This window comes from Paenibacillus artemisiicola, from assembly GCF_017652985.1.
Taxonomy (GTDB): Bacteria; Bacillota; Bacilli; order Paenibacillales; family Paenibacillaceae; genus Paenibacillus_Z; species Paenibacillus_Z artemisiicola.
Map to the genome: position 1 here is coordinate 102418 of NZ_JAGGDJ010000007.1, position 22063 is coordinate 124480.

Sequence of the window (22063 nt, forward strand, 5' to 3'; positions counted from 1 at the left end):
ACTAGTAAGGACTCGCTTGCCACCACGATCTCTTAGCGACGATCGAAGTCCTGATCGAGACTAATATCGCTATTATACGTCCAGCGGCCATTGGCATATTCCATATAAATAAGGGCTTCGTATACATAATCGCCTTCTGCAACCTCTTCTGTCGCATCGCTCCAACTAAGCATCCCTTGGACGACAGCCTCCTTTTCTCCAAGGAAGACGACACGTTCATCAGTTAACTTATATCTCTCATCGCGATAGGAAAATATTGCCCTTAAATTGTCTTCCCATGTTTCTGGACCCCAAACATAATCATCCCAATGTTTTATTACGGAGGGGGCTGTGTATTGAAGCGTTCGGGCGAAGTCTTCTCCGTTGTAGGCTGTATAGTAGGTTCTTAAATCAGATAATACGGCATTCTCCTCGCTAAAATGGTTCTCCATGATGGCTGCGGCTTTTTGGTCGATGTCCTCTGGAAGTTCCATCTTATTGTAGATCCAGACCTCGTCCGCGATCCTCCATTGACCTTGTTCATAGCGAATCTTGAAGGCATACACGTCTTCTCGATTCAATTCTTCCGTATGCTTGATATAAGTTACTTGAAGCTTTGCTTCACTCTCGGACGTATATTCAATTCGATCAATGGTCACCTTAAAGTCCCGGACCGGGATTTCGCTAACTGCTTCATTCGCTTCGTAATCGTATTCTAAATTCATATATCCCAATGTTAGATTGTCAGATGTCAGTAATTGGGGACTGAAAGTTTCATAATACTTCGTAACGAGCTCTTTTACGGCGGCCTCCTGGCCGTCACCGTATGGCTTTAAACTTACGGTGAGCTTTGGTTGATCAAAATAAACCGAATATTTCACGAAGTATCCAAATTGGCGAAGAGGGATATAAACTTGTCCATTAAAGACAGGGATGACTTCGTCTAAACCGTAACTAACACCGTTACACTCAATCACATCCTCACCAACCCAGAACTTGATGTCAGCACCGTTAATGAACCCTGAGATTTGCCGGGTATCAGGATCATAAGCCGCCTTATAGCCCATAGCTTCAAAAAATTTACGATAGGGAACGTACATAACGCCCGATTTTACGATCGGATTGACTCCGGCAAGCTGTTTATGATTCACTAACAGTTGAATTGGCTTACGAACAGAAGCAGCTTTCGCTACTAGCGGGATCGTTGCGACAACGCAAAAAAGAAGCAACAAACCGACAAGCTTTCTACCCATGTGACACATCCTATTCATAGGGAATGATTTTGAACTCGCAACTTGTGTATCGGTTGGAAGGATTCGGATAGTTATTACAATTCTCCGCTGGACCCATCCCGCTTACGAACCGAGCGTGTTCTTTCTTATAAAGAAGTGATGAAACATACCGAAGACACGGATTTCCTTATCATCCGAGATATTGGTCTCGGCAGTCATATAAAACGGCAGCGTGCGAACATGCTCTGAAATCGAATGCACGCAGGGGTCATGAAAGTTAGCGCAAACTCCGTGAAAGCGATATAAGTAGGCATGATAGTCTTCATCCGACGGCTTCGTTAAAGCCATGGCAACGCCTAAAAAAAGCACGGCCCAAATCGCGTATCGTTTCTTCTTGATCACGAATCCCCCCTTCGAAGGCTAAGAAACGAAACAAGGCAACCGAGCGCTGCTAGCCGGCTGCCTTGCTAGGATCGAAAGCTATCTGCCCGTAATACTCGGATGCAAAAGATCACCTTTTTGCCGTCAGCTCGCCCGGGTAGTTCGGACGGATCGTTCTGCCGCCCGCAAGGTAACGCCCAAGACGTATGGACGGCAGCTCGACGTACCGGTAAGACAGCGCGGCGAGCGCCAGGCTGAGACCGACGGTGCCCAGCAGCAACCAATACGGCGAGATATAGTAGTGCTCATAATCGTCCGGATAGAGGAGGGAGGACGGATTGGTGAACAAGTTCATCAACGCGAGCAATACGACTAGGTGTACGAGATATAAGCTGTACGAGACACGCCCGACAAACGCGATCGGCCGCCAAGTCAGGACGGTCTTAAACCGGATCGACGCTAATGCCGCGATGATGCAGAAGCCCGAGGCGAGCATGGTAAACCAGTCCGACACGAGGTTCCCGAGCAGTCCCCCGTGATCCCAACCCAGATTGTTTCCCCAGGTATAGACGAGGAAGGCAAGCATACCGAGCACTAGCCGGGTGACGATCCGAAGGCGGTTGAACGCCTCCGCCAGGCGATGGCGGTGCTTCGCCATAATGGCGCCCGTGACGAACATGAAGACGTAATGCGCTGTATCGTAATAGTTCGTGAAGAAGTCAATGCTGTCTTGATAGCGCACATGCAAGAGAATCCCGCCGATCGACAGCACGAAGCCGATCAAGAAGCTCCACGCCCAGTTCGCCCTCATGACGAGCCAGACGATGAACGGAAATAGAAGCGCGATGCGCATCTCCATGACCAGCGACCAGACGACGGGATTGAAATACTGCTGATGGAATTGATCGATCATGACGACGTGCTGTACGATCGGAATCCAGCCGATCGGCCTGGACCAAAGATCGTTAATGGGAACCCGATAGCAGAGCAGGCGCAGCGCGAGCCCCAATGCCAGCGAGACGATATAAGGCACGTACAGCCGGCTCAGTCGCCGAAGCATGAAGTTGCCGTAACCGCGCGATTTCCCCTCGGCGAACGGCAAAGACAACACGAATCCGCTGAGGAGAAAGAAGAAAATCACGGCCTGATGGCCGGCCAGCAAGAGCTGAAGCGGCGTATGATACAGCCATGGCAAAGCAGCCATGATACCCAGAAGCGAAGCGGAATGATAAAGCACCACAGTCATGGAAACGATTCCACGAAGAGAGTCTAATTCGCCTAGACGCCCCTGTTCAGCCATCCGATGTTTCCCCCTCGTTACGTTTAGGAAGTACGCTAACCTTCATTCCAAACCAATAGAGCCTGGCAGGTCGATGATGAGAATCCCGTACGCTTCTTGCAGGTTCATCCACCGATGAAGAGGATCATGAACGCTACGCTTAACATTCGATGCAGGCACGCCAGTTCCTCTAAGAACGGTCTCCCGGCAATGAAATAAAAGCCAGCCGGTCGTTGAAGTCCGGCTGGCTTGGCGTTCGATTGACCTGCCGTTCCCGTTCGATGGAGACTGGCAGGCCTTAATCACTCGTCAGGGCCGATAGGCGCGGCATCGAGGCGCATAAGAAGCACCGGTCCGCCCTGCGAGCCGGCGGTGCCGATGACGACGAACCATATGGCTAACGGCTGTCGGGCATGAGCGCTAGTTCCTGCTTACCGCAGATCGATTAACCTTTCAGCCGCGAGAATAAAATCCTTTTTAGTCATAAAGCCATTGCCTAGAACGGTGTATTGCAGCATGGTTTCGTCCCGTTGAAGCGCGAAAGTAAGCGTGCGCTGCCCGGGCTCGTAAATCGCTTCCGTACCGTTACTATCGATGATCTCAGCCTGGTCGTCAAGATTGCTTGTACTTGTAAAACCTGTGGATTCGGTCACATTTACGCTTATGATCGGCAAATTGGAACGGCTCTTATCGACATAGCTGAAATGGACCCGCTCGACTTGGTCGGTAAGCTTCAGCGGCTTGATGAGATAAGGACGATCCGAGGCCTGCGCTTCCGCGTCCCATTGCTCCAGCGCCGTATGCTCGACAGGGGCAGTCTTATAGCGGATTGTTCCTTCGGAAAGCCCGTAGGATGGGATTATTTCGCTCGGAGCCATGAATGTTGCCGGAATCCGGCTCCTCATTTGCTTTATGTCCGTGAATGACGCATCTTGCTGCAACGGGAAGTAATGTCCATCGATTCGATAGGCCTCCGCAATGAAAAACACCGCAGCCTCTCCGGATTTCAACGACCGTTCCGCCTCTGCTATTTTGCTTGTGTACCGGGAGAGGATACCCTCAATCTTACGATCGGTTGTTACTCGATCGCTTGAGGACTGCTTATACTCAAAAATGGCGTTGTTGTTGGAGTCATGAAGAATGAACCTGGAGAATACCGCATAAGCGCGAGGCCCGGAGGCAACAATTGCGGCGATGCAAAGTAAAACGGCCGCAACCATAAGAGGCTTAAGCCTTCGCGGCGTTATAGGATAATCGGAATTCTTATGCCATATGTCCGCTTTTATTAATCGGGGCCTGGGAACGGGCTCGTTCTTCCATGCTTCTTCGAACTGCTCATATGTATGAAACGGTCGCTTGTTCATGTTCTTGTCCTCCATTCCCGGATTGAAGCGACTTTTGAAGCTTTCGTTTGGCTCGCTCGAATTTCTTCCTGGCGGTTGCGGCCGAATGATGAATGATTGCTCCTATTTCCTCAAATGCTCGATCTTCGATAACCCGCAGCACCATAATGGAACGCTCCTCGGAGGACAACCGGGACAACAGGCGATCAATATCGAGAGACGATTCCACATGAGCCAAGGCCGCGTCCTGAAAGGAATCGCCGCTGCGTCCCGGCACGAAAGGCAATAATTGAAGCAATTTTCGTTTCTTGAGGATATTCAAGCAATGGTTATGCGCGACTCGGTAGATCCAGGCCGCTTCGGATTGGATCTGATGCTGAACGTTCCGGCTTTTGAGCGTTTTCACGAAAATCTCCTGCGACGCATCCTCGGCATCCTGACGTTGCCGAAGCATGTGGTAACAGTACCTATAGACCGAATCATAATACCGATCGATAAGGCTCTCTATCCATTCGTTCCCGGCGTTGACTTCCATTTCCTCACTTCTTTCAAGCTTGATACTAGTAAAGACAATCAAGGCTCTATGAATGTGACCGATCTTTTTCCGACTATCCTGCCCGTTAAAACAGAGGCAGCCGATCGTTGCCGATCGACTGCCCGCGTGTTTTCGATACGTTCCCGATTCCCGCTATTGCTGGCTCGCGAGGTAATTTCCGAGCTGCTCGAAGGTTCCCTCGAAGCCTTGCGCAACCATGTTCGCCATGGCCTCGAAGGCGGCTTGTTCTTCGGCGGTCGCATTCAGCGGGCCGCCTTGAAGCGTCAGCAGCGTCGTGCCGTTGCGCTCTTCGAGCGTCAGGATATTCAGAATCTCGAGCGGCCAGTTCGGATTGAACGGCGCGCGGACGGTGTTCCCCGCCTCATCGGAGAACGACTGGACCCAGACCAGTTTCTCCGGCGCTTGCACGTCTTGGTACACGAATTTGCCCCACATGGCAAACTGCCCGTCCGCGGACTTCTGCAAGCCGAGGAAGATGCCGCCGGGACGCACGTCCATCCGGGCGACTTCCAGCGAAGCGCCCTTCGGCCCCCACCAGTTGGCGAAATGCTTGGGCTCGGTCCAGACGCGGTATACGAGCTCGCGCGGGGCCTGGAATTCACGCTGCAAGAGCAGTCCTTGCTGAGTACTCATCGATATTCCTCCTTCGAATGAAAAGAAATGTCACGTTCGGTCCATACGTCGTAAATAGTCGGATAGATGCTCGAATCGGCCTTCCCACATGCCGCGAAACGACTCCAGCCACGCGTTCATTTCCATCAGCGGCTCCGGACGCACCCGGAAGCGATGCCGGTTTGCCTCCGGGACGACCTCGACAAGCCCCGCCTCGCGCAGGATGCGCAAATGTTTGGACGCCTGAGGCTGACGAAGCTGAAGCCGGTCCGCGATTTCTCCGACCGTCAGCGATTCCTCGCGCAGCAGCTCGACCATCTTCAATCGGCTGGGATCCGCCAGCGCCTTCAGCGTTGCCGTATTCATCGTTCCCACCCGACGAGTGCCCTTACAGCGAGCCGGAGGCTTGCCTCAGCAGCTCGGACAGCGCGGCGAGATCCGGCGTGCTGCCTTCCTTCAGCTTGATCCATTTGCGCTCGGCCGGTCCCTCGAATCCCTTCGGAAAGTCGATGCCGGCCGCATTCATGATCATAAAGGCCACTGCGTCCTTCGAAGGCGAAATGACGGCCGCATAATGGCCGTTCTTCAAAAAATGGGGCTTCTTGTACTGGATGCGCTCCTCGGCTTCCGGAATCGTCTCATGAACCATGTTCCGCAGGACCTCGCCCAACTCCGCCTGCCATTTGGGCAGATTGAGCAGGTAATCCGCAACCGCTTGATTCATCCTTCAAATCCCTCCATGGACTCGTATTTTCTATTCGAGTATACCGTTATGGGAATATTCCCGTCAAGGAATATTCTGAAATGAACAAAAAGACAGCAAAACGAAAGCCGGCCTCCATAGGAAGCCGGCTTCTCCGCGAACTTATAGAGGCCGTACAGGAACGGCGCGCGATGCGAAATAGAGCCGTCAACGTCAACTGTTCGATTTGCTCGCATACGATGGCTTTCATGCATTCGCTCCTCTATGTCAGTCGAACAACCGCTTCTCTTTGTTCTTGAACAACTGACCCGCCTTCTGAATCGGCACGCTGAATAGGATGAGGACTGCCGCAAGACAGTCGGTGACCGTCAGCTTCTCGCCCACGAATACCACGATAAACACGAGCGTGACGAACGGCGTAAAGAAGGTGAAGCTTGCGACCAACGAAGCCGGGGAATATTTCAAAGCGCGAAAATACAAGAAGAAACCTAGTACGATATTGCTCATGCTCAACCACAGCACGCCATAAAAGTCTGCCGGGCGCGGAAGGATGAAGCGAGAGGAGGCGAACGTTGCCCCAATCGACATGACGAGCGCGACCAGGGTGATCGTGAACGTGCTGACCAGCATATCCTTCCGATTCTTCTTAATGAGGTTCGTAAACAGCCCCCAGCTTACGGCCGCCAAAACCGCGAAGAGATCCCCTTTGACGTTCGTAAAATGCAGATTGGCCGGATTGCCCTTGGTGATCAGGAGCATCGTGCCGGCAAACCCCATGGCGACGGCAAGCAGCTTGTACCGATTCATCTTCTCCCGATGGATGGGAATCGCGAAGAGCACGATAAAGATCGGAAATAAATAATTCAGCATCGACGCTTCGACCGCCGGGACGAGCTCCAGGGACTTCAGATAAAAGAAGTCATAGAGAAAGGACAACGCCCCGCACGAGAGCAGCAGGACGAACTCGGACCGCGTCCATGAAGCCATCGCGCGCAACCGCCCTTTGAACGACAAGATCGCCAAGAAGGCCAGGGCTCCCAATCCGTACATATAAAACATGACCTGATAGCTGTCCAAACGATGCAAGAGCAGCTTGCTGACGGCCGCCAACGAGCCCCACATCAAGAGTAACGCCGGCATCAAAACAAAGGGGTTCCGCGATGCTTCCAATTGCTTGCCCTGCCTGTCCATGGTGATCGATCCGACTCCCTCGCGCTAACTTATGTTTAGTTTACCGTATAGGCGGGGGTTCAGACTACAGGTATTGTCGGCGGCTTCCGAGTCGCCGGGCGCTTACCCTTCCAAATGAACCGCTGCAAGATTCCAAACTCAAAAAAAAGCCGCGATGAACGCGGCTCAAAAAGGTGCAATTCGGGTTATCCGGCATCGGACGACGGAAGACCGCCTACTTGGCCGGTTCCGCCTGATTCGGCAGGGCCTGGGGCTGCTTCGGCGCCTTGTGGTTCATAATAATGCCGACGATGCTGACGACCGCGGCGATGCCGTTGACCAGATCGTTGATATCCTTGTCGGGGATCGAAATCCCGTAAGGCTGGGCGATCAGCTTCAGCGCGCCGAGCACGGCCGGAATCAGCGTCAGCCACTTTACGTTCGTATTCACGTTCTTCCCCTCCGCATGGTAAACTTTCGAAGCCGCGCTCGATAGTCGAGTTTAGCCGTAATAATGGACCTTCTTCGTCGCTTCGTCGTAGGACACCCGTCCGCCCAGCAGCTCCGCGGCCGAACGGACGCCGATATAGGCCTTGCCGCCGATCAGCTTGAACGCGCGGATCGCGCGGCCGCCGACGTACGGGACCGATTCCTTCTCGTTCCAAGCCACCTGCAGGCCGAGCGCTTCGCCGAGGTGCTGAAGCGGCGCGTACGCATGCCCGTCGAGGATACGGCCGTAGCCCGCGAGCTTGTCGTTAACCACGATTTTGATCGCATCGGCATCGGCATCGGCATCGGCGGGCCGGGCGCCCGGCGAGCCGCCATAGGCGTCGAAGAAGGACTGCTCCATCGCATTGACGTCGACATTCCCTTGAATTCCGTTCACGGAGCCCTCGCTCGTATATTGAAAGACGGCCCACTGCGCCCAGGTCGGGTTCGCCATCGGGGTAACCGCGTCGTAATGGGCGACCCACAAGGGCCACTTGCCGAGCGCTTGGCCCAGATTCGAGCGCGCGAAGCTGGCGCCGGTATAGACCATGACCGGATGCCCGGCGAGCCGTTCGACCTCTTGCAGCCAGTCGGCGCACCAGGCGGTCAGCTTCTCCGCCCCGATCTTCCTTGCCTCGCCTTCCACGTCGAGCACATGCGGGAAGTCCGCCTTCCTGCCTTCGACCGCGCTCGCGAAGTTGGCCGCTTCCTCCTTGGGAGCGTTCAGCTCGGGATGGGCATAGTGGTAGAAGCCGACCTTGAGGCCGGCCGCGGCCGCGCCCGAAGCGTTGGCCGCGAACCCCTTGTCTCTGCCCGAACCGCCCTCCGACGCCTTGACGAACGCCCCCGCGACGCCGTCCTCCTTGACGGCGGCCCAATCGATCGCGCCGCGGTCGCTCTGATGATGCGACACGTCGATGACCTTCACATTGCTTGCCGATTTTGATTGCATCGTGTACCAGCACGTCCTTTGCGTCTCGTCTTGCGCGAGTATGCGTTTATTTGCTCACGAGCTCGAAGCTGTCGAAAGCGGCCCAGCTGCCGCCTTTGGCGTCGCTGAAGACGCCGACCTCGATTTGTCCGTTCGTGACCGGAATGTCGTCGATCGTGAACGTCGTGTAAGCCGTCACCGGGCTTGTCCCGATGTCCGCTCCCCGCTCGGCGCCGCCGTAATTCTTGACATACAGCTTCAGCGCGCGCTGGCCGCCGCCGGAGCGTACCCGTACGCTCGCCTTGTACAGCCCGTTCGGCACGTTGACCGTCTGCGCCGTAATCTGCTGATAATCGCCCGCCGCCCAATGCGTCAGCTTGAAGCTGCCCTGATCCGGCTGATCCCGATCGACCTTATGGGCAAGCTCGCGGTTATGCCACTCGAACCAGCCCGTCAAATCGCCCGTATCGAAGCCCGCGTTCTTCAGCAGATTCGGGCTCTCGGCTGTCGCGAAGCCGATCCAATTGAGGTTAAAGCCCGCTCCGCTCGCGTAGACGCGCAAGGTAATCGGGCCGGCACCGAGCGTCGCTTCCGCCGGGACCGTCTGCCAATTCTGCCAGCCGCCCGTATTCGGAACCGCCGTCGTCGCGAGCACCGTCTCGCCCGCTTTCAACTGAATCCGGCCGGTCGCCGCCGGGCTCGCTACCCGGTACTGCACCGTATAGCGGCCGGCAGCGGGAACGTTAAGCTTGTACTCCATCCAATCGCCGGCATCGATATACCCGACGTTCTGGCCGCCGCCGGCATCGGTCGTGCCTTCCAGCTGCACGCCGTTCATCGCGCTGAAGGTCTCGGCTTCGATTCGGGCGGGAATCGTCACGGGCGCCGGCGCCGCATTCGCGTCGCGTTCGTACGCGCGGACGTAATCGACGAGCATCGTCTGCGGGAAGACGGTCGCGTTATCCGGATCGCCGTCGAAATTGCCGCCGACGGCCACGTTCAGCAGGAAATGGAACCGCTTGTTGAACGGCGCCGGGCTGCCGCCGCCCGAGCTGTACCATTCCGAAGACTTGCGCGTCTGGTACAGGCTCCCGTCCACGTACCACCGGATTTCATTCGGCTCCCACTCCACGGCGTACACGTGGTAGCCCGCGTCCGGCAGCGCGTAGCTCGAGCCGATATATTTCCACGGATTGCCGAAGTGGATCGTGCCGTGCACCTTAAGCGGATCCGAGCCGCGCTGTTCCATGATGTCGATCTCGCCGCTGACCGGCCAAGCGCCGTATTCCCAATCGGTCGGCAGCATCCAAATGGCGGGCCACAGGCCTTTCCCGGCGGGAAGCTTGGCGCGGGCCTCGAATCTGCCGTACGTCCAGTCGCCCTTCTTATTGGAAACCAGCCGGGCCGAGGAATAAGGCATGCCGTTCGTGTTTTCTTGGATCGCTTTGATCACCAAGTGACCCGCGCCGTCCACATACGCGTTTTTCGTGCTGTCCGTGTAATACTGCTTCTCGTTGTTCCCCCATCCGCTGCCGCCGATGTCGTAGCCCCATTTGGCGGGATCCGGGGCGGTACCGCTCGCGCCTTCGAATTCGTCGCTCCATACGAGGCGCCAATTGCCCGTGCTCATCGTCATCTCTCCTCTTCTCCGTGGGTATGCCGTCTTAGATCGGGTCGATTAGCAGGACAGATTATTGCCCGGCGCGACGCCCAGAATCGAACAGATGCGCTTATACTGATCGACCCGGCTTTGAACCGGCCCCCCGCCTCCGCGGTTGCATTCGAGCGCGCCGTTGATCGTGCGGATCGTCTCGCCGAATCCCCGCGACTTCGTCATGGCGTCGTGGCAGGTCATCGATCCCGCGCCGGTCTGCGTGTTCCAGAACCAGAGCGCCGTCTTCCAGGCGACCGAGGAATCCTGGGCGACCAGGTCCGGATTCTTCAGAAGCGGCAGCCCCAGCGCCTCGCCCGCCGCGCCGTAGTTGTAGTTCCAGCTGATTTGCAGCGGTCCCCGGCCGTAGTATTGCTTGCCCGGCTCGACGGGATAACGGGTGTTGCCGTAGTCCGAATAATGCGGGTAATTCGCGGTATTCGCCTCGTTAATATAGTATAAGCCGCCCGTCTCGTGATAGACGTTGGCCAGGAACGCCGCCGCTTCCTGCTTGCGCATCGCGTCGTCGCCCGTGTTCGCGAAGCCGGGATAGGCGCCGAGCGCCGCGGTAAATCCGGCATACGTGTAGAACGATTGACGGGACGGGTAGATCTGGTTGAACTGCTGCTCCGACACGATGAACCCGCCGCCGCTCGGGTGCGAGGGCTGGGATGCCTCCGTGCCCGCCTGCGCGATCGTGAATTCCTCCCACCCGGCCGCGGCCGTCCGGTTCGCGTACAGCACGCCGCCCTTGTTCAAATCCGCGGATACGTACAGCTGATTGGCCACGGCTTGCAGCGCGATCTTGCCGTTGCCCCGGTCGATCTTCCTGAACTTCTCCCAGTCTTGGATGACCGACGCGCGCGCGATCAGCTTCGTCTCTTGATTGAGATCCGCCGTCACGTATTTGTTATTGGCGATCGAGAGGAACGATACCGTTCCGTCGGCGTTATTGACCACATTGAACGTTTCCCATGCTTGCGCGGCTTGCCGGTTGGCGACGAGCGGGCTTGCGCCTTGGTTTTCCGCCGATACAAACGTATTATTCGCGGATGATTTAATCGTAGCTGCCATGATAATTCCTCCGATTGTTTAATTAATTTTTTAAAGTAACTAATATTAACTATGATAATAATTCTACTTTTTTACAATGCGCCGATTATCCCGATATTGCATTACATAATTTAACTATATTTATTTTTTTATTTGTTAATTTTGAATAACTTCATGCAAACTCGTTCTCATTCATCCGCGATGCAATCGCTTACTATGATAACCGGCCCTATGCGCCCGCCTGAATCCCGGATCGCGATCTAAGCATGGAGTCCTAGAAGCCTTAGCATCCTTAGAAGCGTGCCTATACGGAACATAAAAAGAGACGCCGGAGGATCTCCCGCGTCTCGTTGAGCTTATTTATCTGCTTATTTTTCTGCCGATTTTTCGTTCACCTTATGGAGCAGCTTCCGGATCGCCCCGTTCAGCACGCCGATTTCCGCCTCGGTCATCCCGCTCGCTTCGAGCAGAGACATCGGTACGCACGTCGACTGTTCTTTGAGCGAGATCCCCTTGTCGGTTATCCGGATATGCAGGACCCGCTCGTCTTCCTTCGAACGCTCCCGCCGGATAAGTCCCGCGGCTTCCATGCGTTTCAGCATCGGCGTCAGCGTGCCGGAGTCCAAGACCAATTGTTCGCTGATCTCCTTGACCGACATCGTCTCGTGCTCCCATAAGGCAAGCAAAACCAGGTATTGCGGGTATGTTAAGTCCAAATCGTCCAGCAGCGGCCGGTACATTCGGAATATCGCGCGCGAGCAAGCATACATCGAAAAACACAAATGAGCTTCCAACGGTATATGAGGTCCTTGGTTATCGTCTTTCATCGCTCATCCCTCCTCCAACGTGAACGGCCGCATGTCCATCGCCCTTCATCTTACAATCCCTTATCCAAAAACACAATGCATCGCGAAGCCGGAAGCCGGAAATCGGGCAAAAAACAAAGATAAAGCCCCTTGATCGAATCGGATCAAGGGGTTTCCGTCTCCTTCATGTCCCGTTCGGTCCCGCTCCGGAGACGGAGACGGACCGCGATCGCTTACTCCGCGAGCCCGCGCAAGGCCGCAAGCGCGGCGTCGTAATTCGGATGCTCCGACAGCTCGCTCAAATATTCGACGTAGCGGACGGTATCGTCGGCGTCGACGATGAAGATCGCCCGTTGGTCCAGCTGCAGTTCTTTGATCAGCACGCCGTACGCCTCGCCGAAGGCCCGATGTTTGTAATCCGACAACGTGACGACGCGTTCGATGCCGGCGGTCGCGCAAAACCGGCTCTGCGCGAACGGCAGGTCGACCGAGATCGTCAAGACGACCACGCTGTCGCCCAGCTTCGACGCCTCTTGATTGAAGCGCCGCGTTTGCGCGTCGCATACGTCGGTATCCAGCGAAGGCACGACGGAAATGAGCTTGATCCGGCCCGCGTAATCGGAGAGGCTTGCTTCGGTCATGAGATCTTTGTTGATGGTGAAGGCGGGCGCCTTGTCCCCGACTTTCAATTCCGGACCTACCAGCGTGATCGGTTGCCCGCCTACCGTTGCTTTGCCCGTACGTTCTTGTGTCATGAGAAATTCCTCCGTTTTAGTTGATTTGGTTTGAGGTGACGCGTGAATGCAAACTACTGCTGTTACTGCTGTTCGAACAAGAAGCTTTCGCAATCCAGCGCCGCTTTGCAGCCGCTGCCCGCCGACGTGATCGCCTGACGGTAGACGGGGTCCATGACGTCCCCGCAGGCGAATACGCCGGGCACGTTCGTGCGGGACGTACCCGGAACGACGTCCACGTAGCCTTGCTCGTCGGTGCGTATCTGCCCGCCCAAGAACCCGGTGTTCGGACGATGACCGATCGCGAGGAAGATCCCGTCGGCTTCCAGCACCTCGTCCTCTCCCGTCGCGTTGTTGCGCACTTTGAGCGCGGTCACCCCTTTGTCGCCGGACAGCACTTCCAGCGGGGTCGCGTTCAGGCTCCACGCGATCTTCTCGTTCCGGCGCGCGCGGTCCTGCATGATCTGGGAAGCCCGAAGCTCCTCCCTGCGGTGCACGAGGCGGACCTCGGAAGCGAACCGCGTCAGAAACTGCGCTTCCTCCATCGCGGTGTCGCCGCCGCCGATGACGATGATCTTCTTGTTGCGGAAGAAGAATCCGTCGCAGGTCGCGCACGTGCTGACGCCTTGGCCGATGTTTTCCGCTTCTCCCGGGATGCCGACCATTTTCGCGGAAGCGCCGGTCGACAGGATGACCGCGTCCGCCGTGATTTCGGCGCCGCCTTCCACGTACAGCGTGAACGGACGCCTCGATACATCCACGCGGGTCACGTAGCCGGTTTGAATGCGCGCGCCGAACCGTTCGGCTTGCTTCCGCATATTCTCCATCAGCTCCGGCCCCGTGATCCCCTCCGGAAATCCGGGGAAGTTCTCGACTTCCGTCGTCGTCGTCAGCTGTCCGCCCGGCTGCGACCCTTCGATAATGAGCGGGGACAGGTTCGCCCGCGCCAAGTAGATCGCCGCCGTTAATCCCGCCGGACCCGTTCCGATAATAACCGCCTGATGATGCATCATGAATGCCTCCTCTTATTCGTTTGTCCGCTAATCATTCGCTCACAAACTTTATGAACCAATCATATCCACCGGGTATTAGTTTGTCAACAAATTAATTTTAAACAAACAGATATCGTTCGTGAGCCGGCCTTTCTGCCGATCCGATTTTAAACGCCTATATGGAAGAGATCATCCGGAAGCCCAAACGAGGCGAAATCCGCGTATTTTAACGCTTCATTATAGCGATCGGCGAAGCAAAATTTTTCAATTAATTTGTTGACAAACTATTTGTGCACAAATTATTATAGGGATGCGAGCAAGCCACAACTGGCCAAGGTAACGAGGGCGAGTACGGGCGGTTCGCGAAACCCGCCATTCTGAGGAGGAATACATGATGAAAAAGGTTACAAGCAAAAAGGTTATGACGCTGTCGCTGGCCCTCGCGCTGATCGGTACGGGAACGGGCATCGGAGCGAGCCTCGCGAAATCGCCGGTCGCGGAAGCGCAGCATTATACGGCCGGCGTCGTGAACACGGGCAGCGGCCACTACATAACGGTCGGCAACAACGTGAAGCTGTACGTCGAGGACGTGGGCGAAGGCAAGCCGGTCGTCTTCATCCACGGCTGGCCGGCCAATCACGAGATGTACGAATATCAGGAGACCGAGCTGCCTAAGCAAGGGATTCGCTTCATCGGCATCGACCTGCGCGGCTTCGGCAAGTCCGACCGCCCTTACGACGGCTACGATATGGATACCTTCGCGGACGACGTCCGCCAGGTCATCGACAAGCTGGAATTGAAGGACGTGACGCTGGCCGGATTCTCGATGGGCGGCACGGTGGCAACCAACTACATGATCCGGCATAAAGGACACGCGGTGTCCAAGCTGATGCTGTTCGGAGCCGCTTCCCCGAGCTGGAGCCAGCGCGACGGTTATCCGTACGGCATCACGCAGAAGGATATCGACAACATCGTGACCAACCTGAAAGCGGACCGTCCGAACATGCTGAAGAGCTTCGGCGACGACTTCTTCTACAAGCAGCCGAGCCCGGCGTTCCGCGCCTGGTTCGATCAGATGGGCCAGTCCTCGGATGCCCGCGCGACGATCGAAAGCATTCAATCGGTCGCGGCGACGGATCTGCGCGCCGGGCTGAAAACGATCGGCGTGCCGACGCTTATTCTGCACGGCGTGCACGACAAGGCGGTGCCGTTCGCCATCGCGGAGCAGCTGCACAAAGGCATTCGCAACTCGACGCTCGTTCCGTTCCAAAACAGCGGCCACGGCCTCTTCTATGAAGAGAAAGCGAAATTCAACGAGGAAATCGTCAAGTTCGTGAACCCGTAAACGCGATTCCCCCTCAAAAAACCCGCCGGGCGCCCGGCGGGTTTTTCATCGTTTACGTAGGCACCTTGTTCTTGATTGCTTGCACGTTAGACCCGCTTCTTGAACGCCCGCATGGCGAACAGATAGGCCAGCAGCAGGATTCCGATGCACCACGCCAGCGCGAGCCAGATGTCGTTCCCCGCCGGCTGTCCCGCCAAAAGCGCCCGGATGGCGTTGACGATCGAGGTCACCGGCTGATGCTCGGCGAAGGCGCGGACGACGGTCGGCATCGACTCGGTCGGCACGAACGCCGAGCTGATGAAGGGCAGGAAGATGATCGGGTAGGAGAAGGCGCTCGCGCCGTCGACCGTCTTGGCCGAGAGTCCGGCGATTGCCGCGACCCAGGTTAAAGCCAGCGTAAACAGCGCGAGGATTCCGGCGACGGCCAGCCAAGGCAGCACGCCGGCGGATGAACGAAAACCCATGATCAAGGCGGCGATAATGATGACGACGAGCGAGATGGCGTTGGACACCAGCGAGGTCAGCACGTGGCCCCAAAGCAAGGAGGAACGCGAGATCGGCATGGTCTGAAACCGCTCCAGTATGCCCCGCTGCACATCGGTGAACAGCCGGTACGACGTATAGGCGACTCCGCTGGCGATCGCCATGAGCAGGATCCCGGGCAGCAGGTAATTCACGTAGTTGTCCGTTCCGGCTTGAATGGCGCCTCCGAACACATAGACGAACAGCAGCATGAACGCGATCGGCATGATCGTCACCGTGATGATGGTGTCCATGCTGCGGAACACATGGCGCATGGAACGTCCCAGCATGACGCCGATATCGGTGAAAAAATGCTTCTTAGCAGCCTCCATTTACTTGCCCTCCTTCTTGCCGACGATGGCGAGGAAGATCTCCTCGAGGGTCGGCTGTTTTTCCACGTATTCCGCTTGCGCGGACGGGAACAGCTTCTTCAATTCCGCGAGCGTGCCGTTCGCGATAATGCGGCCTTCGTGCAGGATGGCGATCCGGTCGGCCAGCTGCTCGGCTTCCTCCAGATACTGCGTGGTCAAGAGGACCGTCGTCCCGCCGTTCGCGAGCTCCTTGACGATCTTCCATACCTCGATGCGCGCCTCGGGATCGAGTCCCGTCGTCGGTTCGTCGAGGAAGATGATCGGCGGATTGCCGACCAGGCTCAAGGCGATGTCGAGCCGGCGGCGCATGCCGCCCGAGTACGTGGACACCCGGCGGTCGGCCGCTTCCGTCAGGCCGAATCGGTTTAATACGTCGTCGGCCACCTGGCGAGGGTTCTTGAGATACCGCAGCTTGGCGATCATGACCAGGTTTTCGCGTCCGGTCAAGATTTCGTCCACGGCGGCGAACTGCCCGGTGAGGCTGATCGCCTGCCGCACGCGGTCGGGTTTGGCCGCGACATCGAATCCATTGACGGCGGCGGTCCCGCCGTCCGGCTTCAGCAGCGTGGCGAGGATTTTGACCACCGTCGTCTTGCCCGCCCCGTTGGAGCCGAGGAGCGCGAAGATGCTCCCCTTCTCCACCTCGAAATCGACGCCCTTCAGCACCTGCAGCTCCTTGTAGGACTTTTGCAATCCTTTGACTTGAATGCTCTTGGTTTGCATCGCTTGCCCGGTTTTCATGGCTTGCATGGTTTGCATCGGAATCCCTCCCTTATAGAATCGTGACGTTCGTCAGATCGGCTCCCATGCCCTTGAGCAGCGCATAGGTGAGTTTATCCATCGCCGCGCCGTCGAAGCGGATGGTTTTGATCATCCGGTAGTACTTGTTCGTGAGCGCGAACCCCGGCTTGAACGATACGTTGTTCAAGGTGGCGCCCTTAAACGAAGTTCCGGTTAAGGCCGCGTTGTCGAACTTTACGCCGATAAACGTCTGCCCGTCGAAACGCTGACCGCTCAGATCGGCGTGCTTGAAGTCCGCCCCGTCGAACGTGCACCCTTCAAACGCCGTCTTCCGAAGATCGGTCATCGCTAATGTCGCGTCGGTCAGCCGTACGCCCGTGAATTTGGCGCCGTCCAGTGCCGACTTGGTGAAATTGGTGCGGACCAGGATCGTTTTGCGGAAGCTGGCATTCGCCAGGTCCAGCGTGGACAGGACGCAGTCCGTCAGGTTCGCGCCGTCGAAATTCGCGCCGCGGACGTCGCTGCTCTTGAACGAGCTGCCGGTCAGATCCGCGCCCGAGAAGTCGGTGCCGCGCAGCGCGCTTCCTTTGAACTGTCCCTTATGCGCCGTCACGCCGGCAAAGTCGCTTTCCGCCAGGTTGCTTCCGTTAAAGTTCGTCAGGACGTTCCGCTCCAATTTTGCGTTTTTCATCTTAAATCGCTCCTCTAAAAATTAATTTTTCAACACGCGTTTCGCATTCTTTCAATTGCGTTGGCTGCGGGCTCCGGCAGGGCGGATGCGAGGTTGTTCTCGCTCGTATCGATCACCTTCATATCTGCATAATAAGCCATACTACTGTGACTGTCAAGGTACTTTTTTTATTATAATACTCAATCGATGATAATCGGTTCCTCCCCAACAAAAAAAAACCGCGCGGCGCGCGGTTCTGGGCAGCTTTCCTGGCTTTCAACGTCAAACGGCAGCCGATTCGCGATCGGCTGCCGTTTGGTTGTTTCGTATCCCGTGCGTTTGACGAATCGTGGATTGACGCGCTGCCGATCGTATTCCGTTGCCATCACGATAGCCGACGCTCATTCTTTCGTTGCCTCCGCCCTTACCTCGCCCGGCAGCGCTAAAGCCAAGGAGCCTGACGCTTCTTTGACTTCATCGCCGACGATTCGTTTGACGCCCGTAACCGCCGTCTTCCCATCAGGATCGATTTTCCCGGCCGTTATGTTCGTACTCGTCACCAAGCCGCTGGTTCGATAAAAGAAAAATTCCCGCTTGATCTCGGGTTTGATTCCCGCGGCATCCGTCACTTTGCCGTCCATGAACAGCTGATCCGTATCTTTCTGTCCAACGGGGATGCGCGCCTGCCACGTGACGACGAAAAAGTCGTCCTTCACTTCATAGAACGACACGGTATCATCCGTGATGAGGAAGAAGCGATTCGCTTCGCCGATCGGAAAGAAATACGCCGTTTCGAAGCCTTCCCGTTCGTGCGAGTAAGGGATGGGCTTAATGGCATAATGAGCATTCTTCGACCCCTTGTCCATCGCGAATTGCCGCGCTTTCGCCAGCTCTCCCTTATAGAGCGTATCTTGCTCGCTCGCGGTAAGCGGCGAGTTCACGAATGCGGTATCCCCGCTTGCCGCTACCCGATAGCCATACAACCGCGCAAGGAAGCGCAGCGGAACATACACCCGATTATGCACGAGCTTCACGGAAGCATCGAGCGTGACTTTATGGGTCTGATTCGCCTTCACGGAGTACGCGGTATTTTTGCCCGGTATTAACGTCGACGTCTCCGACCATTTGCGAACGGTTGCCGTCTTGGCGGCTTGGTTCCAGGTCGTCGAAGCGCCGAGCGAATCCGCCAGCGCGCGCAGCGGAACCAAGATGCGCCCCTTATCTACGACAAGCGGATCGACTAGTTGAACCGGCTTACCGCCAACGACGATTTTCGAAGGGGCAGCCGCATGGGAAGTGGCGGAAGCCGCTAGCAAGCCGGCGGCCGCGGCGACGACGACAAGCATTTTCTTCATGATGATTCTCCAACTCCTATCGCTCCGTCTTTTGGAGCCGTCCTTCTTCTCCCTCCCGCGATAAGCAAAGGGATGCTAAGCACGAATGCGCCCGCCGTCAGCCACATGGGCAGCGCCGGATCGATCGAATAGGCCGCGCCGCCGATAATGCCGGACGGGGAGACGACGAGGAGGACGAGGACGGATAAGATCGCGAACATTTTCGCCCGGCGCTCGTCGTCGATCGCATTCGCGACCGCCGCTTCCAGGTAAGGGGCCGTGATCATCGTCGCCCCGGCGGCTAATACCGTGCTTGCGATGATCCACCCCGCGGCGCCTGCCGGCGTTAAGGCAAGCACGCCGTTGGCGACGGCCGACAGGATGAAGCCCCACAGCATCGTACGAGGCGTCAGCCGCTCCGATATTCGCGGCATCACGAGCCAGAGCACGAGCAGCATGACGACGGAGGAGACGGCCGGCACGAAAGAAATGAATCCCTCCTCCACGCCAAGCCCGTCCGCCAGATACAAGGAGAGGTAGGTCCCCTTCATGGTCATTTGGAAGTTGAACAGCATGTAGACGCCGAACATGAGCAGCAGGCTTCGGTCGGTTAGCACGGCCCGCATGGTCGCGGCGTAGTCCCGCAGGGTTGCGCGGATGCCCAGCTCGCGCACCTCCCGCTTCTTCCTCAAGCCGATTTCCGTCTCGCGCGTCATGAAGTGCCGTCCCAGAAATTGAGCGGTCATGCAGACGAATGCGAGGACATACATCATCCGGCCGCCGGATACGACACCGTAATGGCTGACGATGAGCCCGCCCAGCGGAGCGAAGAGGCCGCCAACGACGCCGATCACCTGCAGCAGCGTAAAGACGTATGTCCGCTCCCTCGGTTCCGTATCCTCCACGAGCAGACAATAGAACGCGGTATGGGGAACGCGCTGAAAGCCGTTGATAAAGGCGGCGGCAACGAAAAACCAGATGTTCTGCGACGCCGCCCACAGCAGCGTTCCGATCGACCAGCTGATCAGGTCGAACGCAAGCAGCGCGGCCTTGCGCCCCATCCGGTCGGTCAGGTAGCCGCTGATCAGCGAAGAGAACACCTGCACGGCCAGCGTCAGCGTCGTCACCCATCCGATCGCCGTCCCGCTAAGCCCGAATTCATGCATGTAGATCGTGGCATAGGTGGCGAACATACTATAAGGAATCAAGAACAGCGGTTCAAACGCAAGACAGCCCCTGCTGTTGCCCTTCAAACGCGGAAATAATGCCGAAGCCAACCGGTTGGCCCCCTTAATCGTTCATGTCGTAATCTTGCGAGACGAGCCTCCTCGTTAATCCGGCGGAAGCAGCCGATCGGGCAGCTCTCCCATTTCACTCCTAAGATAAGCTAATTATACCGAATTCGGTGCGGCAATGGATAAGGATTACGAAATAAAGCCCGGTGCTCCGAGCCGAGGGCATGGAATATGGATCGTTGGAGGACTATCAATATTACCTGATTATGGTAAATTTAGAGAAAAGGACCCATAGGAGGGAAATAGGATGAGACGACGGTTTGTGCTTTTGATTTGCGGATTTCTGATCTTGACGCTGCTTCTGCCTTTTCAGGCGGCGGCTGCGGCATCCGGTTCCGAAGCGGCAGCAGAGCGTTCGAATTTGGAGGTCGCGCTCGTTACGGGAGGCGTGCAGCATACGCTCGCGCTTAAACCGGATGGAACGGTGTGGGTGTGGGGAAGCAATGAATACGCCAGCATCGACGGAAGTTCGACAGACCCTCATTATACGCCGGTTCAAGTACAGGGGCTTGATTCGGTGTCCGGCGTCGCGGCGGGCGATTCGCATAGTTTGGCCCTGAAAAGCGATGGCAGCGTCTGGACATGGGGTCGGAATTGGTATGACGGCACGAACAGCGTTTCCCCCGTTCAGGTCGCCAATCTTAGCCGCGTGGCCGCTATAGCTACGGGTCAAGTTCATAATTTGGCAGCGAAAAGCGATGGCACCGTTTGGGCGTGGGGGTGGAACGTCCACGGTCAACTGGGCGATGGAAGCCGGACGGACCGCGCCGTGCCCGTTCAAGTACAAGGTCTTGATTCGGTGGTCGCCGTCGCGGCGGGGCAGCTCCACAGCTTGGCGCTGAAGAGCGACGGCACCGTTTGGGCGTGGGGGAGCAATGAATCCGGCCAAAACGGGGTGCCCGGCGGCTCGATCATCTACGACGGACCCTACGAAACCCCCTACCGGGCTGCGCCCGTTCAAATCCCTGGGCTCGATTCGGTGATCGCCATTGCGGCGGGACAGCTCCATAACTTGGCGCTGAAGAGCGACGGCACCGTCTGGGCCTGGGGATGGAATAGTTCCGGCCAACTCGGCGATGGCAGCACGACGACCCGTTCCACGCCCGTTCAAGTGACCGCGCTCGAATCGGTGACCGCGATCGCCGCAGGCTCTTCGCATTCGTTGGCGGTGACGAGCGATGGCACCGTTTGGGCCTGGGGAAATAATTATTCCGGCCAACTCGGCGATGGCAGCACGATTAATCGTTCCTCCCCCGTGCAGGTAGCCGGGCTTGATTCGGTGTCTTCCGTCGGGACGACCGATGGCTCGCACAGCGTGGCGGTTAAGCGCGACAGGACCGTTTGGGCCTGGGGAAATAACGCGTACGGCCAGCTCGGCGACGGTACGACGATAACCCGCAATACGCCCGTACCAGCCGCGAATCCCGAAGCGCCGCAGTGGCCGGAATACGACGTGCTGACGGTTACCGATGTAACCGCTGCCAGCGTACGGTTGAATTGGCGGCCGGCCACGGATGATACCGGAGTCGAGCAGTATTGGGTGTATCAAGATCAGACGCGGCTGACCGCCTTGAATCCTGATGCGACCCATTATGACGTGCAGGGGCTGTCGCCGAGTACGTCCTACGACTTTGCGCTGGTCGCCGTCGATGCCGACGGCAACCAAAGCGTGAGACAAGCAGAGGCGGTTACGACGGCTGCCGATCTACCGGTACCCGAAGCGGAAACGCTGCTTTATCGGATGAACGGAACCATTCTGGACTTTGACCAGGACCGGATCATTTGGAAAGAAAACGGCGATAAAACGCTCTGGTTGTACAACCGCGCCGGCTAAAAGCCAAGTCAAGGTCTACGATGCCAACGGATCCGTTCGC

The 22063-nt window shown here is 56.9% G+C and carries 23 protein-coding genes and 1 pseudogene; 2 read left to right on the forward strand and 22 right to left on the reverse strand.

Going from position 1 to position 22063, the window contains the following annotated elements; genetic code table 11:
- Positions 1-32 precede the first annotated feature (32 nt).
- The 16 genes from I8J29_RS12825 to trxB all read right to left on the reverse strand — a co-directional run bounded on the left by I8J29_RS12825 (position 33) and on the right by trxB (position 13929).
- Entirely contained in the window at positions 33-1232 is a 1200-nt protein-coding gene (locus I8J29_RS12825) for a copper amine oxidase N-terminal domain-containing protein (protein ID WP_208847992.1), read from the reverse strand.
- A 102-nt stretch (positions 1233-1334) separates the two neighbouring features.
- Positions 1335-1613, reverse strand: coding sequence for a hypothetical protein (locus tag I8J29_RS12830; protein WP_208847993.1), 279 nt, complete (start codon positions 1611-1613; stop codon positions 1335-1337).
- A gap of 109 nt (positions 1614-1722) precedes the next feature.
- Entirely contained in the window at positions 1723-2892 is a 1170-nt protein-coding gene (locus I8J29_RS12835; protein WP_276316280.1) for an acyltransferase family protein, read from the reverse strand.
- A gap of 410 nt (positions 2893-3302) precedes the next feature.
- Complete coding sequence (locus I8J29_RS12840; protein ID WP_208847995.1) at positions 3303-4235, reverse strand: hypothetical protein; 933 nt, start codon at positions 4233-4235, stop codon at positions 3303-3305.
- Positions 4207-4749, reverse strand: a complete 543-nt coding sequence (locus I8J29_RS12845; RefSeq protein WP_208847996.1) for an RNA polymerase sigma factor — start codon at positions 4747-4749, stop codon at positions 4207-4209. Before I8J29_RS12845 ends, I8J29_RS12840 begins: the two co-directional genes overlap by 29 nt.
- Positions 4750-4902: 153 nt before the next feature.
- On the reverse strand, positions 4903-5403 hold the full coding sequence (locus tag I8J29_RS12850) for an SRPBCC family protein (protein ID WP_208847997.1): 501 nt from the start codon (positions 5401-5403) through the stop codon (positions 4903-4905).
- Between the two features lie 30 nt (positions 5404-5433).
- The gene (locus I8J29_RS12855; protein WP_208847998.1) at positions 5434-5748 is read right to left on the reverse strand and encodes an ArsR/SmtB family transcription factor; all 315 of its coding nucleotides are present in this window, start codon (positions 5746-5748) and stop codon (positions 5434-5436) included.
- 22 nt (positions 5749-5770) lie between these two features.
- Entirely contained in the window at positions 5771-6106 is a 336-nt protein-coding gene (locus I8J29_RS12860) for a DUF1801 domain-containing protein (protein WP_208847999.1), read from the reverse strand.
- Between the two features lie 246 nt (positions 6107-6352).
- The gene (locus I8J29_RS12865; RefSeq protein ID WP_240546139.1) at positions 6353-7207 is read right to left on the reverse strand and encodes a DMT family transporter; all 855 of its coding nucleotides are present in this window, start codon (positions 7205-7207) and stop codon (positions 6353-6355) included.
- 283 nt (positions 7208-7490) lie between these two features.
- A complete protein-coding gene (locus I8J29_RS12870) occupies positions 7491-7706 on the reverse strand; it encodes a hypothetical protein (protein WP_208848001.1) in 216 nt (71 codons plus the stop codon).
- 51 nt (positions 7707-7757) lie between these two features.
- The gene (locus tag I8J29_RS12875; protein WP_208848002.1) at positions 7758-8696 is read right to left on the reverse strand and encodes a GH25 family lysozyme; all 939 of its coding nucleotides are present in this window, start codon (positions 8694-8696) and stop codon (positions 7758-7760) included.
- A gap of 46 nt (positions 8697-8742) precedes the next feature.
- On the reverse strand, positions 8743-10305 hold the full coding sequence (locus I8J29_RS12880) for a carbohydrate-binding protein (RefSeq protein ID WP_240546140.1): 1563 nt from the start codon (positions 10303-10305) through the stop codon (positions 8743-8745).
- Positions 10306-10353: 48 nt separating this feature from the next.
- Positions 10354-11400, reverse strand: a complete 1047-nt coding sequence (locus I8J29_RS12885; protein ID WP_208848004.1) for a glycoside hydrolase family 19 protein — start codon at positions 11398-11400, stop codon at positions 10354-10356.
- A gap of 347 nt (positions 11401-11747) precedes the next feature.
- A complete protein-coding gene (locus I8J29_RS12890; protein WP_208848005.1) occupies positions 11748-12206 on the reverse strand; it encodes a MarR family winged helix-turn-helix transcriptional regulator in 459 nt (152 codons plus the stop codon).
- Between the two features lie 212 nt (positions 12207-12418).
- Positions 12419-12940, reverse strand: a complete 522-nt coding sequence (gene tpx / locus I8J29_RS12895; protein ID WP_208848006.1) for a thiol peroxidase — start codon at positions 12938-12940, stop codon at positions 12419-12421.
- Positions 12941-13002: 62 nt separating this feature from the next.
- Positions 13003-13929: a thioredoxin-disulfide reductase gene (gene trxB / locus I8J29_RS12900; protein ID WP_420831121.1), complete on the reverse strand. Its 927-nt coding sequence runs from the start codon at positions 13927-13929 to the stop codon at positions 13003-13005.
- 376 nt (positions 13930-14305) lie between these two features.
- Between trxB and I8J29_RS12905 the strand changes: the two genes are divergently transcribed.
- Positions 14306-15256 carry an alpha/beta fold hydrolase gene (locus I8J29_RS12905; RefSeq protein ID WP_240546141.1) on the forward strand — a complete coding sequence of 317 codons (951 nt, stop codon included), beginning with the start codon at positions 14306-14308 and terminating at the stop codon, positions 15254-15256.
- An 86-nt stretch (positions 15257-15342) separates the two neighbouring features.
- Here I8J29_RS12905 and I8J29_RS12910 read toward each other — a convergent pair whose 3' ends face one another.
- From I8J29_RS12910 to I8J29_RS12935, 6 genes and pseudogenes are all read right to left on the reverse strand, one after another.
- Positions 15343-16110 (reverse strand): ABC transporter permease, encoded by a 768-nt coding sequence (locus I8J29_RS12910; RefSeq protein WP_208848008.1) that lies wholly within the window; start codon positions 16108-16110, stop codon positions 15343-15345.
- On the reverse strand, positions 16111-16872 hold the full coding sequence (locus I8J29_RS12915; protein ID WP_208848052.1) for an ABC transporter ATP-binding protein: 762 nt from the start codon (positions 16870-16872) through the stop codon (positions 16111-16113).
- Between the two features lie 49 nt (positions 16873-16921).
- Positions 16922-17566: pseudogene (locus tag I8J29_RS12920) on the reverse strand (pentapeptide repeat-containing protein); the annotation flags it as partial.
- Between the two features lie 194 nt (positions 17567-17760).
- A complete protein-coding gene (locus tag I8J29_RS12925) occupies positions 17761-17949 on the reverse strand; it encodes a hypothetical protein (protein WP_208848009.1) in 189 nt (62 codons plus the stop codon).
- A gap of 12 nt (positions 17950-17961) precedes the next feature.
- On the reverse strand, positions 17962-18915 hold the full coding sequence (locus I8J29_RS12930; protein WP_208848010.1) for a copper amine oxidase N-terminal domain-containing protein: 954 nt from the start codon (positions 18913-18915) through the stop codon (positions 17962-17964).
- Entirely contained in the window at positions 18912-20171 is a 1260-nt protein-coding gene (locus I8J29_RS12935) for an MFS transporter (protein ID WP_240546142.1), read from the reverse strand. The genes I8J29_RS12930 and I8J29_RS12935 overlap by 4 nt, the downstream gene beginning before the upstream one ends.
- Positions 20172-20436: 265 nt before the next feature.
- Between I8J29_RS12935 and I8J29_RS12940 the strand changes: the two genes are divergently transcribed.
- Positions 20437-22023, forward strand: a complete 1587-nt coding sequence (locus I8J29_RS12940; RefSeq protein ID WP_208848011.1) for an RCC1 domain-containing protein — start codon at positions 20437-20439, stop codon at positions 22021-22023.
- Positions 22024-22063: the final 40 nt, after the last annotated feature.